This is a genomic window from Ignatzschineria cameli (assembly GCF_003121895.1).
Taxonomy (GTDB): domain Bacteria; phylum Pseudomonadota; class Gammaproteobacteria; order Cardiobacteriales; family Wohlfahrtiimonadaceae; genus Ignatzschineria; species Ignatzschineria cameli.
Genome location: NZ_QEWW01000001.1, coordinates 626,739 through 644,802 on the forward strand (window position 1 = coordinate 626,739; position 18,064 = coordinate 644,802).

Consider the following 18,064-nt stretch of genomic DNA (forward strand, 5'->3'; position numbering starts at 1 on the left):
CCAACAAATCCCTATTATGATAGACGACGTTCGCAATAAATGAACTTACTACTAGCCCCTTGTGTTGCCACTCTCATAATATAAAACCGATAACTAAAGAGTGAAGTTGCTAGTAAAATCCGAAGGTTAAAAAAATAGCCTTACTTAAATAGAGCATTATTGATGAATGATCACATTCACTGTAATGACCAATAAACAGATATAAACCGATTACTAAATATTATTACTCCGAGTTTTAAACTCTTCTCATCATTTGATCGCCAATCTAGATGATCGTGGCTGATATAGATGATGATAATGAATATTGATTGCTTGAGTAATAATCTCTACCTAGTAGAGAGGAAAGCACGATAGCTAACCACAGTAGAATACGCGTCTATTTTTGGATGCTATTAATGTTATTTGAAAAAAATTTAGACAGATCTCTCAAGAGTGAATAAGAGGTAAATACCCCATAAAACGGGGGTGACCTTAGGTCTAATAGCTAGATATTAATCCACTAATATAAAAAATAATATGTACAAATCGTATTAAACAGGTTAGATTGTTTAAGATCTATTAAATATTTGTGAATCGAAAACAATTGATTACACAGATCGATAGATCTTTTCAAGTAGCACGCTTCTTAATCAGGCGTTGCTAATTCCTATGGTAATAACAAGAAAAAATTAGGAGAAAATTATGATTAAGAAACAACCAATCGATAGAAATGGTCATGTTGTAGATGTTGGTAACTTACTAATGAGAAATGAACAGTGGGATACCATTATTAGAATTGATGAAAACACCGAGCAAGTTTGGTATAAAGGTGGTGGTTTCAACTGGTTTGAAGAGATGAAAAACTTTGTTCAATTCTCATAATAGCAATCAAAAATCATCTAACTGACCCATTTTTTAAGATTATTATTTTATTATTACCTATCAAAATAGAGCTTAAGTTTCATAATTGCTTTATCTTGATTCCAAATTTACAAGAGTCGTGAAGAGACGACCTACCCACTAAAAAGCCCATCAAATTGATGGGCTTTTTACATCTTGATCAACCAAAACAAGATAAAGTGATTGGTATAGTGATTAGGATAAGATGATAAATTAATAATAACTTCTAGAATAGCATCAAAAACTATACAAGAAATTACATTCTAAAAATCACCATCGACTTACCCTAATAGAGGTCCTTCATCAATATTTGCATATGCCTTTTGGCGCCGATCAATCTCGGCATAGAGAAGGCGTAAATCTTGATCTGAAAAGAGTTCATTCATCACAATAACTGCCCTTTTCCCAGACTCCTGATAAACAATTCTTAATCCCTCTTCAGAGCCGAAGAGCTTAGCGAAGAGAGAGGGCTTCGATTCGAGCCAAAATTTCCCTTGAGAAAAGAGGTACTCTCTTCTCTTTCCTAAAGTTGCTCGTACTCGTAATCGATCCGAATAGAGCGCCGCTTTCATATCACCAATATAGTAGATAAAGAGCGCCAAGATAAGGTAAGTCAGGAGAGGAATGGGGGAATCAAACTTTGCTGCAATTGCCATCACAATGGCGGTAAAGAGGAAAATCGTTAATGCCTGCATCACTTTTGCTTGAGCTGTATGAGCATATATCGAGGCTTTCGTTTTCATTCTATCTTTTTTAATCTCTTCTATTATGGGGTAGTTATCAAGCTACGCGCCATCTTCAATATAAATTCATTGCTCTAACAGAGCCTATTACTATATGTGATCTAGAGATATCTAGGCATAACCCAAGAGTTATTGAACTTCGAGAAGTCGAACAGATTACAACCACTATTGATAAATAGATGAGAAAATGAATGAGTTAAAACTCACATACGGCCTAATAAGATCTCCTCTATTAATGGTGCTACATATAGAATAGTAGGCCGTGGAAATAATCATATCATAAATAGCACCATGAGATCGAAACTCTACAATAGATAACAAAATAGAGAGTGCAAAATAGAGAATAATAAAAAATCCCTTCTCATCTAATGAAAAGGGATTCATCTATTCGATCATCTATTCGATCATTTGTTTGATAATCTACTTAACCATTATCGATCGAGATCTCTCTGATTAATCACGCATACGCATATGTGGGAAGAGTAAAACATCACGAATCGATGCCGAGTCAGTAAAGATCATCACTAATCGATCAATGCCGATCCCCTCTCCACCAGTCGGAGGCATCCCATATTCAAGCGCAGTTACGAAATCTTTATCATAATGCATTGCTTCATCATCACCAGATTCCTTATCAGCCACTTGCGAGATAAAGCGTTCATGCTGATCTTCCGCATCATTAAGCTCAGAATAACCATTACCCACCTCTCGTCCACCAATAAAGTATTCGAAACGATCTGTAATTAAAGGATTCTCATCGTTTTTTCTTGCTAAAGGTGAGACTGCAAGCGGATAACCTGTAATAAAGGTCGGCTGCATTAAATTCTCTTCAACTTTCTCATCAAAGATCTCCATCAAGATCTTACCCCAACAATCACTCTCCTGATACTTAATGTGATAAAGATCCGCTAACGCAGCAACGCCCTCTCTTGTATCAAGATCGTAATCTTTAGCCTCTTCACAATATTTTAAGATCGATTCTTGAACCGTCATTCTTAATGATGGCTTACCGAAATCTAATGTATAACCTTGATAAGGAACTTCCGTTGAACCATTCACTTTTAAGGCAATCTCTCTCATCATCGCCTCAGTCATATCCATCATATCTTTGTAATCTGCATATGCCCAGTACCACTCCATCATTGTGAATTCTGGGTTATGACGTGTCGATACCCCTTCATTTCGGAAGTTTCGGTTCACCTCATAAACACGCTCCATACCACCAACGATCAATCGCTTAAGATAGAGCTCTGGTGCAATACGAAGATAGAACTCCATATCTAAGGCATTATGATGCGTTACAAAAGGCTGAGCATTAGCACCACCGGGGATCGGATGCATCATCGGCGTCTCTACCTCTTCAAAACCCCACTCATCCATAAAATTACGAATGGTACGCAAAATCAAGTTACGCTTACGGAAAGTCTCACGTGAAGATTCATTCATAATGAGATCGAGATAACGCTGGCGATAACGCGCTTCAACATCTGTTAAGCCATGGAATTTATCCGGTAATGGGCGCAATGATTTTGTCAAAAGGATAAGCTGATTAGCTCGTACAGTTAGCTCTCCCTTATCAGAACGAGAGACTTCCCCTTCAACGGCAATAATATCACCGATATCCCATGTCTTAAATTCTTCAAAAGCTTCAGGACCGATTAAGCCGGTATTTACAAAGATCTGGATATCTCCTGTTTGGTCACGCAGGCTAACAAAGCCCCCCTTACCAAAAAGACGCTTAGCAACGATACGACCTGCCATCTTAACAATCTTACTCTTCTCCTTTAGCGCTTCACGATCAAGCCCTTCCATCTCTTGATGGAGCTGCTTTGCATCGGTATCTTTTCTAAAGTGATTTGGGAATGCCACCGGTTTCGACTCACGGATCTTCGCAAGCTTTTCGCGGCGCTCTGTAATTAGATGATTCTCATTGTGCTCGTGATCGTTCACTACAGTCTCTTTTGTCATTATATCTTCTACTTTAAATCATGGTTTACAATATCCGAAAGGATCACTTTTTTCGATTGAATCCTCTCACCCCATCTTAATAAGGCAATATTCTATCTGCTTTATTGCAACTTAAATTTTACTAAATTTGATTAGCACCTCATTAAAATCGCTTCAAACTAATCAAGGTTTATTCAAGTCTATCCAAATTTGTCCAGATTTATCTAAGCTTACCTAAAATTATCTCCATATACTCAATCGCATCTAAATTTAAAGTAAGTCTTAAAATAAGTCTTAAAATAAGTCTTAAAACGGAAAACTGCTATTTTGATACTGATGCATCTTCTATTTCTACATCTTTTTTAAAACTAGAAAATCTCGAGGATCTCTCCCCGAGATTTTTAGCGCAAAATAGCAAACTAGTCAATGCCTCTATTATCCACTATTTTAGAGAAATTACCCAACTAAAATAGTCACTAATTGAACAATCATTTCAATAACTTTTCAATAATTTCTCAATAATTAAAACTCTCAACCATGTTCAATAGATCTCAATAGCCTTCAATAGCGAATATAGAGAACATCTATAATCTTTAATTACGCATAAACATAAGCATAAATATATTAATATTAGCGAGAATAGTTTGGCGCTTCTTTTGTGATCGTTACGTCATGAACGTGAGACTCATTCATCCCGGCGCTAGTAATCTCTACAAAGCGTGGTTTATTATTCATCTCTTCGATCGTTGCACAACCAACATATCCCATTCCTGCGCGAATTCCACCCATTAACTGATGGATAATCGGTGCTGCAGATCCTTTATAAGCAACGCGCCCTTCAATTCCTTCTGGAACTAATTTATCTGCACTCGATCCCTCTTGGAAGTAACGGTCAGATGAACCTGCACTCATCGCTCCTAATGAACCCATGCCACGATATGATTTATAAGCTCGACCTTGATAGAACTCAATCTCTCCTGGAGATTCATCTGTTCCGGCAAGGATAGAACCCACCATAATAGAATTTGCACCAGCTGCTAATGCTTTTGCCATATCACCAGAGTAGCGAATACCTCCATCAGCAATAACAGGAATCCCTGTACCTTTCAATGCTGCAGCTACATTTGCAATAGCACTTACTTGTGGGAAGCCAATACCTGCAACAATACGAGTTGTACAGATTGAACCTGGACCAATCCCTACTTTCACTCCATCAGTACCCGCTTGCATTAAAGCTTTTGCTGCTTCTGCAGTTGCAATATTACCACTAATAATTTGAAGATCAGGATAGTGCTGTTTAACCCAACGGACACGATCAATCACCCCTTTTGAGTGTCCATGTGCAGTATCGACAATGATCACATCAACACCAACATCTACCAACTGCTCTATACGCTCTTCTGTACCATCTCCGGCACCAACTGCAGCACCACAAAGAAGACGCTCTTCATCATCCATCACCGCGTTAGGATGTGTATCTGTATGGGAAAGATCTTTAACAGTGATCAATCCACGAAGTTCATTCCTATCATTGACAACAACAAGACGCTCTAAACGATGAGTGCGGAGACGATCGATAATCTCCTCGCGTGTTGCCCCTTCATGAATAGTAATAAGGCGATCACGGTTCGTCATCGCCTCTGTTATATTTTTGTTTAAATCGGTCTGGAAACGTAAATCACGTGTTGTGATAATCCCGGCCACTTTTCCATCTGTTGAGAGCACCGGCACACTAGAGATATTGCGGCCACGCATAATATTACGTACCTCTTCTAATGTACACTCTGTTGTGACAGTGATAGGATCTGTTAATACACCGCTCTCAAAGTTTTTTACCTTACGAACTTGTCTTGCTTGCTCTGCTGGTGTTAAATTCTTATGAATAATGCCAATTCCACCCTGCTGTGCGAGTGCGATTGCCATTTTACTCTCTGTCACGGTATCCATTGCCGCAGAAAGAAGCGGAATGTTAAGCGCTATTTTTTGAGTAAGTTGCGTCCTGAGTGACACATCTCTCGGAAGAACTTCAGAGTAATCAGGTACTAATAATACATCGTCAAAGGTTAAACCTTTTTCCATTATTCTAAGCATATGTCTCTCTCCAAGAACACCAATTTAAAAAGTGGCTTATTCTAACAAAAAAAAAGATCTCTGGCTAGATTTTATCAGGCTTTTGCGCAATTAAATAAAATTTAAAAAAGTTTGTTATAATAACCGAGGTGCCTATCAAAATGTTCTCGAGGAGTTAATCTAAGTATGAACCTTCCTAGCCTCATCACCTGGACACGAGTCATCGCGATTCCTGTCTTTATTCTCTGTTACTTTCTCGATACTCCCAATAAAAATATTGTGCTGACGCTCCTCTTTATGGCTGCTTCACTCACCGATTGGCTAGATGGTTATCTTGCAAGAAAATGGAATCAAACCTCCAGTTTTGGGGCATTCCTCGATCCTGTCGCAGACAAATTACTAGTTGCTGTAGCACTAATCGCAATTATCGATCATGACCCTCATAAATGGTACCTAACTCTCTCGGTCATGATTATTATCTGCCGTGAAATCACCATCTCAGCTCTTCGTGAGTGGATGGCAAGTATGGGAGAGCGCGGAGTCGTTGCGGTCTCTTGGATCGGTAAATGGAAAACAGCCTTTCAGATGGGAGCAATTACATTTATTCTCTATGAAAAAAGCCTCTTAGGAATCCCTCTCTATGAAGTCGGAATACTCTTTTTGATTGTTGCTACAGTCTTAACGCTCTGGTCAATGATTCAATATCTCTACTCTACCTGGAAAGTTTTACGCGTCAGATAGGCCAAAATCAAAAAAGAAATAAAATAGAGCGATATAGAGATAAGCGACCAAAATATGAAGAGATAGATTCTCTAGCATTTATAGATAACAGATAGCATAAAGCGCCACATTAATGGTGCTTTTATTATTTTATCGCTTCTGTTTATTATTTTTATGTTTATTGGTTTATTGATTTATTGGTTTATTGTTTATTGATCTACTTTTCATTTTTCACTTTTCACTCTTAACGTTTTACTATCGATCTTTTGCTCCCGAGAAAGTATCCTACTGCTCCTTTTCACTTTAAGCATCAATATTAGAATCACTTAAAGATTTATTGATAAAATCTCGCAACGCCTTCTCAAGATGGAGAAAGTCACGTAAATATTGTGCCGGCACTCTCCGCTCTAAAAGTTGCTCTAATGAAAGATAGGGCGTTAAAAGCTCTTGGCGTAAAGCGATAACTAGATCATTAAAGAGAGCCAAATAGAAAGGCGCACCATATACTTCCGCCGTAAGATCTCGCAATTGGAACATCTTACCATCATCCCCTTTAACTTCTTCGATCACACCATAGAGCGAAAATCGATAGTGAGGCTCTTCCACTAAAAATAGAGGCTCCTCTAATACCCGATCTCGATCCTCTTGCTCTTCTCTTTCAGCCACCAAATGAGAGGTTAAAATAGCGGCAATATCGCTATCATAGAGATTATACTCCCCATACCAAACTGCCGGCCGGCCGGAGGCAAGTCGCTGAAGAAAATCGATCGCCTCTATCAGATAATTTCCTGCGGTTAAGATCTCCTCTTCCGTGGTAAATCGCCCAACACTGATGCGAATCGAAGAGAGCGCCCGTCGAGGAGTATATCCCATCTCCGTCAAAACATAGGAGGGTAAGGAGCTATCACTATTACAAGCCGATCCTTTTGCAATTGCAACTTTAGGGATTAACGCCATTAAAGCATCCGCATGAACATGAGGAATATAGAGATTCAGCACCCCCGGCTCCCGCTCTACTGATGGCGCTGCACTATTGACCTCTACTCCATAGGGAAGTAGCTGTTTAAGCAGAAGACTCTCTAATCGAACCAAGCGATGACGCTCCTCCTCCCAATTATCAGCAATAAGCTCAAGTGCCTTGGCAAAACCCATAATAGACTCATTCACCATAGTGCCGGCACGTAATGCTAACTGCCCACCGCTACCATCAATTAGTGGCTTCATAGGTAATTTAGGAAAAGCACGACGATAGAGAAGTCCTAAACCTTTTGGTCCATAACATTTATGAGCAGAGAGACTTACAAGATCAAATTGTGACGCATCAAATTGAAAATGGGGAGCAGCTTGTGTCGCATCGATATGGATCGGGATTTTATATCGCCGCGCAATCTGAGCAATCTCTTCAACCGGGAGCTTATCCCCTGTTTCATTATTAACCCAAATAAGAGAGATAATAGCAGTCTCATCAGTAATTGCCGCTTCAACCATCGATGTGGTGATTCTTCCTGCCTCATCAGGGGCGATAAATGTTGCCCGATATCCCTGCTTTATTAAGGCCTGAACAGTATTAATTGTCGCCTTATGCTCAATCGTTGTCGTAATAATCTCCCGCTTTTTCTGTGCGGCAAGTACCCCTTTTAAAGCGTGATTGATCGATTCCGTTGCACCACTTGTTATAATAATCTCATCACTTGTTAGATTAAAGTGGGCGGCAATAGTGGAAAGCGCCTGATCTACCGATTGTTTAGCTACTACACCTAATTCATGAGGGCTACCAATATTTGCCCAATCACAGGTCATCGCATTTACAATCGCTTCAATCACTATAGGGTCAACGGGTGTTGTCGCAGCATAGTCGAGGTAGATCACATCTGCAAATTGAGGCTTAGTCGGCAACTTAGAAGTTAAAGCCTCCTCATTAACAGAGCTCATTAAAAGATCCTGTCGCTGCTCATCATCCTTCTCCATAAATGGGTCAATCCCAAAACGTTCCAATATTGATTTCATAATTAAATTATCTCTACCCTAGAATGCTACGCTAGAAATGGAAAAGGCTCTCGAAGAGCCTTAAATAAAATAGATTGCCGAAGTTGTTCTACCTAAGTTGTTTTAAATATAGCGGTAAGATGACAACTCAAAATGACAAAATTCTCTTTTAAACTCTCTCTTACACATTCTCTTAAATAGCTATCGATTAAATCATTAGATCATCGAGAGTCATCGACTACTAACGATTATAATGCTTAATAAATTGTTTAAAACGGTCTGACTTAGGATTAGTAAAGAGTTCATGAGGAGCACCCTCTTCCTCTATCTTTCCTTCATGGAAAAAGATAACTCGATTAGAGACATTGCGGGCAAAATCCATCTCGTGAGTAACAACAATCATCGTCATACCCTCTTTTGCCAAATCTTGCATAACAGTTAATACCTCATGCACTAACTCTGGGTCGAGCGCAGATGTGGGCTCATCAAATAGAATCACACTCGGCTCCATCGCTAAGGCTCTAGCAATTGCAACACGTTGTTGCTGTCCTCCCGATAGAGATATAGGGTAATCATTGACGCGCTCACTCATCCCCACTTTTGCCAAGAGTGCCAAAGCGCGCTCTTTCGCCTCCTGCTTTGAGAGACCTAAAACATGCATGGGGGCTTCAATCATATTCTCTAAAACCGTCATATGGCCCCATAGGTTGAAATTTTGAAAGACCATTCCAAGCTCTGTACGCATCTTTTGTAGCGCCTTAGGATCTTTAGCAACTAACCCTTCCGGCCCCGGCACTAAAATTAACTTTTCACCATTAAGGGTGATCTCTCCTTGATTAGGATTTTCTAACAGATTAATACAGCGCAAAAAGGTACTCTTTCCGGAGCCTGAAGCCCCTAACATCGAAACAACATCTCCTTTATTTAAGGTCAAGGAGATACCTTTTAAGATCTCTCTATCCCCAAAAGATTTGTGGATATTTTCAACGACTAATGTAGGCTGAGTGCTCATAATGTGATGATTCCTAATATTCAGATAAGATAAGGCAAGCTCTTCATTATAACAACATTCACCAAGAAACGACTGCTCATTTCTTAGAAAGTTCCCATCGCAATAGGACAAAAGGGCTAAAACATAGTGTATAATAGCGAAATCAAAAAATAGTTGTAGAAAGAGGCGAACAACCACTCTTTTCAACTCTATTTACCGGCAATCTTGACACCCATCTCGATCATTCATATCGGATTTTCATGCAAGCAAATAGAGAACAGTTAAAAAAATGCTTCTCTTGAGAATAATTATTGAAAATAGCAAAACGTAATAATTCTTAAGAAAGTGGAATTTAACCGAAAAGTACTCCCTAAAACCTACAATTGATAGAGACCTTATTCAACAAGATATGACTCAACAACTTTAAGCATTACCCTATAAACATTACTCCATATTGCCAAATGCTATTTGAGATAGCAGAGAATAGAAAAATAGGGGGAGTTTTGAGTATAAGAGTGTATAGACGTATTGAAGCAGCTAAATATTTAAGCTTTTGAGCTTTTAAACTTTTAAGTTTTTTATACTTTTAAAACTTTTAAAATTTTTTAAACTTTATTAAATGACTATAAAATAAAGGATTTTTTGGAATGAAACCAACCTACGAAGCGGCCGTCATTGAAGCAGCAGCACAAGCGTTCTGGGAAAAGAATGCTTCTTTTAAAGTAGAAGATAAAACTGATAAACCCAATTACTACTGTCTTTCGATGTTCCCCTACCCTTCAGGTAGACTCCATATGGGACATGTCCGTAACTACACTATCGGCGATGTTATCACCCGTTATAAGAAGATGAGTGGCTATAACGTGATGCAACCGATCGGTTGGGATGCTTTTGGAATGCCGGCAGAAAATGCGGCGATCGATAACAAAGTCTCCCCTCACAGCTGGACACAGAAGAATATTGTCTATATGCGTCAACAGTTTAAAGAGCTCGGATTTGGCTTCGACTGGTCCCGTGAATTCTCTACTTGTGATCCTGAATATTATGGTTGGGAGCAGTGGTTTTTCCTCCAACTCTATAAAAAAGGGGTTATCTACCGCAAAAAGGGAATTGTTAACTGGGATCCTGTCGATCAAACTGTTTTAGCTAATGAACAGGTAATTGATGGTCGCGGATGGCGTTCTGATGCGCTTGTAGAGCGTCGTGAAATCCCGATGTACTACTTTAAGATCACCGATTATGCCGATGAGTTATTAGAAGATCTCGCTCTTTTAGAAGAGTGGCCAGAGCAAGTAAGAACAATGCAGGCTAATTGGATCGGGCGCTCAGAAGGAATGGAAGTAACCTTTCTACACGATGGGGGGCAATTCAATGTCTTTACCACTCGTCCGGATACCCTAATGGGAGTCACTTATGTTGCTGTGGCGCCAGAGCATCCTATTGCGACTAAAGCTGCAGAAAACAATCCTCAATTAGCAGAATTTATTAAAGAGTGCCAAAAAACAGGCACTAGCGAAGCTGATTTTGCAACACAAGAAGCAAAAGGAATGGCAACGGGACAATTTGCAACACATCCTCTTACAGGTGAAAAGGTAGAGATCTGGGTCGCAAACTATGTCTTAATGGCATATGGTGATGGCGCAGTTATGGCGGTTCCTGCACATGATGCTCGCGACTTTGCCTTTGCTAAAAAATATAACCTTCCTATTAAAGTTGTTATTAAGCCAGAAAATGGCAATATCAGCACTGATGTATGGCACGAGTCATTAGCAGAGCATGGAATATTAATCAACTCAGGTGAGTTCGATGGCCTCAATTTTGAGGAAGCATTTGCTAAAATTGGTGAAGCACTAGAAGCAAAAGGCTTAGGAAAACCTAAAACACAATATCGTTTACGTGACTGGGGAATCTCGCGCCAACGCTACTGGGGTTGTCCAATTCCTATTATTAACTGCCCAAGCTGTGGTGAAGTTCCTGTTCCTGAAAAAGATCTTCCAGTCGTATTACCGACCGACTGTATTCCGGATGGAAGTGGAAACCCACTTAATAAGCTCGATTCATTTAAGAATACCACTTGTCCAAAATGTGGCGGCGCTGCAGAGCGTGAAACCGATACAATGGATACCTTCGTGGAATCTTCATGGTATTATGCCCGCTTCGCATGCAGCAATTATGATCAAGGTATGATCGACCCAGAAGCAGCAACTGCTTGGTTACCAGTTGATCAATATATCGGTGGAGTTGAGCATGCAATTCTTCATCTTCTCTACTCACGCTTCTTCCATAAGTTGATGCGCAATGAAGGATTATTAGGCGATATTGAAAAGGTAGGTCCTGAGCCTTTCAAAGCACTTCTAACGCAAGGGATGGTTGTTTCTCCTTCATTCTTCCGTCACAGCGCAAAAGGCTATGAGTGGTTCAATATCAAAGACGTTGAGGTTCGAGAAACTAATGGTGAGAAGGAGTACTTCCTAAAAGCTGATGGGGAACCTGTCACCTACTACGGCATCCAGAAGATGGGTAAATCGAAGAATAATGGTGTTGATCCAGAGGCAATTGTTAAAGAGTATGGTGCCGATGTCTCTCGTCTCTTTATGATGTTTACTTCACCGCCTGAGCAGACGCTTGAGTGGTCAGCTTCCGGCTTAGAGGGCGCCGATCGTTTCTTACGCCGTATCTGGAACTTTGCTTATGAAAATCAAGCAATCTTAAAAGATTTGACTCTCAGCTGTGAAACTTTGACAGAAAAAAGTGCCAAAGATGCGCGTCGTGAGATTCATCAAGAGTTGAAGAAAGCACTCTATGACTATGAACGATTCCATTTCAATACAGTGATCTCCGCAAATATGATTATGCTCAATATCTTGAGTAAATTGGGAGATTCTCGAGATGAAGCGGCCGTTAAGCAGGAAGGCTTCTCTATTATGCTCCGACTCTTGAGCCCTATTGTGCCCCATATTACACATACGATCTGGAGTACACTCTTCGGTGATGATATTCTCAACCACCCTCTTCCTGAAGTGGTTACTGAAGCATTAGTCTCTGATGAAGTAAAATATATGGTTCAAGTCAATGGTCGCTTAAGAGGTGAGATTATTGTCCCCGCTTCTGCCTCAAAAGAGGAGATTGAAAAAGCGGCGCTCGCAAATGAGAATGCAGCTAAATTCATTGAAGGCGAGATTCGCCGAATTATCGTTGTTCCTAATCGTTTAGTTAACATTGTCGCTAACTAATCTTAAGATTCTTTAACGATATGTACGATATAGAAGAAAACCCAACAAGTAAAACTTGTTGGGTTTTTTAGTATTTACTTCACGCTATCTAATAAACTTTAATTTCAAGTGTCAGTTTAACTTTAGATTTAGCTTATTAGCTGTTATCTGCTTCTTTGATATATTCTTTTATGTCTTCTTTTATATATTAAAGAGCAGTTAAGATGGCATTGAAGGTTTCACTTGGACGCATCGCTTTAACTGCTTTTGCATCAACAGGACGATAGTAACCGCCAATATCTTGCGCTTGACCTTGCGCGCCAATCAACTCTTCATTAATCTTCGCCTCATTCTCTGCAAGTGATTGATAAACCTTAGTAAAGATCTCTTTCAACTCTGCATCTTGGTCTTGATGCGCTAATGCTTCCGCCCAATAGAGTGCAAGATAGAAATGTGAGCCACGGTTATCGATCTGCCCCAATTTTCTTGCTGGCGAACGATCTTCTTTGAGGAATTTACTATTTGCCTTATCAAGGGCATCTGCTAATACTAACGCTTTTGGATTATTTTGCGTACGACCTAGATGCTTAAGTGATTCTGCTAATGCTAAAAACTCACCTAAAGAATCCCAGCGGAGATACCCTTCTGTTAAGAATTGCTCAACATGCTTCGGCGCTGAACCACCCGCTCCTGTTTCAAAGAGACCGCCCCCTTTCATTAATGGAACAATTGAGAGCATCTTCGCCGATGTACCAAGCTCAAGAATAGGAAAGAGATCTGTTAAGTAATCGCGCAAGACATTACCTGTTACAGAGATCGTATCTTGACCTTTTCGAATACGTTTTAAAGTATGTTTTGCCGCTGCGATAGGATCCATAATTTGAATATCAAGACCGGTAGTATCATGATCTTTTAAATATTGCTCTACCTTTTTGATCATCTCACGATCATGGGCACGCTGTGGATCTAGCCAGAAAACCGCAGGCGTATCTGAAAGACGCGCACGCGTTACCGCTAATTTAACCCAATCTTGAATAGGAGCATCTTTTGCCTGACACATTCTAAAGATATCGCCCTTCTCAACTTTTTGGCTCATTAAGACCGCGCCATCTTTCGCCACGACTTCAATCACCCCATCAGCTTCTGCTTGGAAAGTCTTATCATGTGAACCATACTCTTCAGCCTTTTGCGCCATCAAACCAACGTTAGGTACTGTGCCCATCGTACGAGGATCTAAAGCACCATTTTCAATACAATCATCAATCGTTGCGGCAAATACACCGGAGTAACAACGGTCAGGGATAATCGCTACAGTATCTTCAGTTTTGTTATCACGATTCCACATCTTTCCACCCGCACGAATCATGGCCGGCATTGAAGCATCCACAATCACATCTGAAGGGACATGAAGATTGGTAATTCCTTTATCTGAATCTACCATCGCAAGACGTGGACCTTTCTCAATAGCTGCATCGATTGCAGCAATAATCTCTGCCTCTTTCTCATGACCTTTAATCTTGGCATAGATATCACCAAGACCATTACGAGTATCAACTCCTAACGCTTTAAAGAGCTCGCCATATTGTGCAAAAAGATCCGCAAAATAGACCTCAACAATCGCCCCAAACATGATAGGATCCGACACCTTCATCATTGTTGCTTTTAAGTGAGCAGAGAGAAGAACATCTTTCTCTTTAGCTTCTTTGATTGCATCTGCTACGAATGCTTTTAATTTCGCTAAATTCATAACAGAGGAGTCGATAATTTCTCCCTTTAAAAGCGGCGCATAATCTTTTAATAATTTTTCGCCCTCAACCTCTTTAAAGACAATCTTGTACTCTGTCGCTTCAGGAATGGTCACTGATTGCTCTGTACCATAGAAATCCCCTTCGCTCATCGTTGCAACCGCTGTTTTGGAATCTTTTTTCCACTCCCCCATTGAATGAGGATTATTACGCGCAAATTCTTTGATAGCTGCCGGCGCTCTACGATCTGAGTTTCCTTCACGTAGGACAGGGTTTACCGCAGACCCTAAAACACGCGCATAACGAGCTTTAATCTCCGTCTCTTTCTCATCTTTTGGCTCTTCCGGGAAATCAGGAATAGCAAATCCCGCTGCTTGCAACTCTGCAATTGCGCGCTTCAATTGTGGAATTGAAGCTGAAATATTAGGAAGCTTAATAATATTTGTTTTAGGATCTTGTGTTAGACGCCCTAATTCAGAGAGCGCATCTTCAACACGCTGCTCTTCTGCCAACAATTCAGGGAAAAGCGCTAAGATTCTCCCTGTCAATGAGATATCTTTAACTTCAATATCGATCTCTGCAGGTGAGGTAAAAGCCTCTACAATTGGAAGAAATGAGTAGGTAGCGAGCGCTGGCGCTTCATCTGTCTTTGTATAAAAAATCTTAGATTTTGCCATATTTACGTTTATCCTTATCAGTGTATAAATTTATATAATATATAATTAAAAATCGTTAGCTCAATCAATATCGCATTAAATAATCGTATTATCAAATATCAACCCTCACCCCTGCCTTATTACTATTTTTATTGAGGTATCACCCTATATTTAAAGGCAAAGATAGAGATAAAGAGAAATTTCTATTGAATTAGTAAACGATTAGCAAAGAACTTTAGCAGTATATAAGAGATGGCTGAAGATTAGCAAATGATCCCCCAAGATGGATAAAAAAGAGCCTTACTCTACAAGATCAGTCAACTCTCTAATTAATAAATCAATGCCTACTTATAAACACCTGATGACCATTAGGCGATCATTAAGTGATCATTAGATGAGCATCCAATAATATCGCGCACTGATGCAATCTGATGAATGTATCAGAATCGCTCTAAAAACTTACTTCAGCAATTGATGTAACTTCATCATCACAACTTCAATTGCCCCTTGGTTTTCCGCCATTGTTCTCTGTGCAGCCGCACCATATCGCTCTCGTAAAGAAAGATCATTGGCAAAATCAACCACAACTTCAGAAAGTTGTTCAGCATCTACCTGAATCAGAGCATTATTTTCTAAAAATTTAAATAAGGTCTCCCGATTCTCTTCCATATGAGGACCGACAATAATCGGCTTAGAGAAATAGGCAGGCTCTAAAATATTATGCCCGCCAATAGGCACAAAACTTCCACCGACGGTGACAATATCGGCAAAGAGATAGAAGAGTAACAACTCTCCCAAAGTATCGATTAACCAGATATCTGCTGCAGGATCGAGCGCCGCAAGCTCTCCTTCACTACGAATGGAGAGTTTAAAGTCATGTGCGTCAGCATACTCCATTAAGAGATAACGCACCTCTTGAAAGCGCTCTGGATGGCGTGGCACTAAAATTAATTTTAAGTGAGGAGCTCGGCGACGCGCCTTAATAAAGGCCTCAACAACAGCCTCCTCCTCCTCTTCATGAGTACTTGCCGCAATCCAATAGATTGACTGTGGATCACGAATCGCCATCAAGGGAGCTACTTTTTGGTAGATCGCCTCTGAAACCGTTAAGTCATACTTAATATTCCCCATTCGCTCCACGGAGTGAGCACCTAATACTTCAAAGCGTAGGGTATCTTCATCGGTTTGCGTTAATACATCTACAGATTTTAAGAGACGATGCATTGCAGGTGCAATTTTCTGATAACGGCGATAGGAGCGATCAGAGAGGCAAGCACTAATAATTAAGAGGGGAATATGGCGCTTTCCTGCCTGGTATATAAGATTAGGCCAAATCTCCGTCTCCATAATTAAGATAACCTTAGGTTTTACCGCTGTTAAAAAGCGGGAGATTGATGGGCCAAAATCGAGGGGGAGATAAGCGTGAAATAACTTACCGTCAGCGAGCTCTCGCTTAAATGTTCGCTGAATCTGATCACTGCCGGTTAAAGTTGTTGAAGTAAAGAGGATAGAGCAACGTTGTTCTTGTAGTAATCGTCTAATTAAAGGGGTAACTGCGCGTACTTCTCCAAGGGAGACAGCATGAATAATAAGATCCGCTGTGGGAAGTTTTTGAAAACCAAAACGATGGGAAAAAGAGCGTAATCCAAGCGGTGAGCGCCAATCTCTAAAGAGACGAATGATGACAATAATAGGTAAAAGAATCCACCACAACAACCTATAAAGCATTAATACAATCATATTATTGTTATTCCACGCGCATAATTATGTTCACATTGTTATATTCACAACAGATTGGCAACAGACTCCCCAGCCTCTTATCAACTAAGCTGTTTAATCACTCCTCTCTTACCACCATCCTAACGTTAAGTCACACTTTAACAAAATACTTTATACTTTATACTTTAAGATAAGACTTAAAACTTTATTAAAAGCCTTTAACAAAAGACTCTAATAAATGACTCCAATAAAATACTTTAGCGAATCATCAAAGATGAGAGATCAAAATGGCACTGATTGAGAAAAATTAATGGCTCATCTAATTAATGGCTCATCTCATTAAACTCTCAAATACCTTAAAGTTAAAGACTCAACTTACCAGCTTAGAGATTAGGCCAATTGATACTTATAATTGACATTTAAGATGCAAAATACAAAGTATCAATTAGCTTAAATATGCAAATTAACGAATTAGCGAATTAGCGAGTTAGCAAATAAGTGAACAATTATTCAAATTATTCAAACTACTCATCAACAACAGTCTCTGTAATAACAGCACCTGTTGGGGTGATGACATAACCAAATTCTGTCAGACGCTTATCATAAGGAAAGTTATACAGTAAAACAGCAAGACTCTTCTGTGATAATTCATCAAGCCCTAATGCTTGATAAGCTTTTGCTTGAATATAGAGAGCATCTGATACTGAAGTGGTTGCATCATAATTATCAAGAACATATTGCGCTCGATTCGCTGCACCAACATAGGCATGACGATCAAGATAGAATTTTGCTTTATGAATCTCTGCTTCTGCTAGAAGATTACGAAGATAGATCACCCGCTCTGCAGAGTCTTCTGCGTAATCGCCATTAGGGTAACGCTCAATCACAGTCATAAAGGATTGAAGTGATTCTTTCATCTGATTCTGATCGATTTTTGCTCTATCAGGGGGAAGAAGTTTATCGAGGATAGATCGCGCTCGGTCGAAGTTGATCAATCCTTGCATATAGTAGAGATAATCGATACTCTCATGATGTGGATAGAGCCTAATAAAGGTATCGATCTCCGTTAATGCTTTATCATGGTCACGATTATGGTAATGGGCATAGATCTTATTTAACTTTGCCTGCTCTGCTAAACTCGTGTTAGGAAATCTAGCCTCAATCGCCTCATAGTGTTGAACCGCAACCTCATAGCTAGCACCTTCTAAGTTTTTATCCCCCTCCTCTAATAGATCCTGACCCGTCATTGCGTAGTACTTATCATCTTTTTTAGCAGAGGTCGAACCACAAGCGGAGATAACGCCAGCAGTAATTAGTATCATAAAAATTTTTAGTGTTTTCGCTTTCATTTTATTACTATAGGTCCAACAAATTGAATTAATTCTTCGAGATTATA

General features: G+C 39.8%; 11 protein-coding genes. 3 read left to right on the forward strand and 8 right to left on the reverse strand.

The window, feature by feature from the left end; translation table 11 throughout:
- Positions 1-681 precede the first annotated feature (681 nt).
- Positions 682-861 carry a hypothetical protein gene (locus tag DC077_RS02470; RefSeq protein ID WP_109201160.1) on the forward strand — a complete coding sequence of 60 codons (180 nt, stop codon included), beginning with the start codon at positions 682-684 and terminating at the stop codon, positions 859-861.
- A gap of 299 nt (positions 862-1,160) precedes the next feature.
- Here the strand turns inward: DC077_RS02470 and DC077_RS02475 are convergent, their stop codons facing one another.
- The 3 genes from DC077_RS02475 to guaB all read right to left on the reverse strand — a co-directional run bounded on the left by DC077_RS02475 (position 1,161) and on the right by guaB (position 5,660).
- A complete protein-coding gene (locus DC077_RS02475; protein ID WP_109201161.1) occupies positions 1,161-1,622 on the reverse strand; it encodes a hypothetical protein in 462 nt (153 codons plus the stop codon).
- Between the two features lie 453 nt (positions 1,623-2,075).
- Positions 2,076-3,590, reverse strand: coding sequence for a lysine--tRNA ligase (lysS, locus tag DC077_RS02485; RefSeq protein WP_109201163.1), 1,515 nt, complete (start codon positions 3,588-3,590; stop codon positions 2,076-2,078).
- 609 nt (positions 3,591-4,199) lie between these two features.
- Positions 4,200-5,660 (reverse strand): IMP dehydrogenase, encoded by a 1,461-nt coding sequence (gene guaB, locus DC077_RS02490; RefSeq protein ID WP_109201164.1) that lies wholly within the window; start codon positions 5,658-5,660, stop codon positions 4,200-4,202.
- Positions 5,661-5,825: 165 nt separating this feature from the next.
- Between guaB and pgsA the strand changes: the two genes are divergently transcribed.
- Positions 5,826-6,380, forward strand: coding sequence for a CDP-diacylglycerol--glycerol-3-phosphate 3-phosphatidyltransferase (pgsA, locus tag DC077_RS02495; protein WP_109201165.1), 555 nt, complete (start codon positions 5,826-5,828; stop codon positions 6,378-6,380).
- Between the two features lie 282 nt (positions 6,381-6,662).
- Here pgsA and DC077_RS02500 read toward each other — a convergent pair whose 3' ends face one another.
- Positions 6,663-8,366, reverse strand: a complete 1,704-nt coding sequence (locus DC077_RS02500; RefSeq protein WP_109201166.1) for a cysteine desulfurase family protein — start codon at positions 8,364-8,366, stop codon at positions 6,663-6,665.
- Between the two features lie 220 nt (positions 8,367-8,586).
- Positions 8,587-9,357 carry an ABC transporter ATP-binding protein gene (locus DC077_RS02505; RefSeq protein ID WP_109201167.1) on the reverse strand — a complete coding sequence of 257 codons (771 nt, stop codon included), beginning with the start codon at positions 9,355-9,357 and terminating at the stop codon, positions 8,587-8,589.
- A 626-nt stretch (positions 9,358-9,983) separates the two neighbouring features.
- Between DC077_RS02505 and leuS the strand changes: the two genes are divergently transcribed.
- Positions 9,984-12,569 (forward strand): leucine--tRNA ligase, encoded by a 2,586-nt coding sequence (gene leuS / locus DC077_RS02510; RefSeq protein ID WP_109201168.1) that lies wholly within the window; start codon positions 9,984-9,986, stop codon positions 12,567-12,569.
- Between the two features lie 187 nt (positions 12,570-12,756).
- Here leuS and DC077_RS02515 read toward each other — a convergent pair whose 3' ends face one another.
- The 3 genes from DC077_RS02515 to DC077_RS02525 form a co-directional block, all read right to left on the reverse strand.
- Complete coding sequence (locus DC077_RS02515) at positions 12,757-14,970, reverse strand: NADP-dependent isocitrate dehydrogenase (RefSeq protein ID WP_109201169.1); 2,214 nt, start codon at positions 14,968-14,970, stop codon at positions 12,757-12,759.
- Between the two features lie 438 nt (positions 14,971-15,408).
- Entirely contained in the window at positions 15,409-16,689 is a 1,281-nt protein-coding gene (locus DC077_RS02520; protein ID WP_109201170.1) for a 3-deoxy-D-manno-octulosonic acid transferase, read from the reverse strand.
- Between the two features lie 503 nt (positions 16,690-17,192).
- Entirely contained in the window at positions 17,193-17,990 is a 798-nt protein-coding gene (locus tag DC077_RS02525; protein ID WP_239990337.1) for an outer membrane protein assembly factor BamD, read from the reverse strand.
- Positions 17,991-18,064 lie beyond the last annotated feature (74 nt).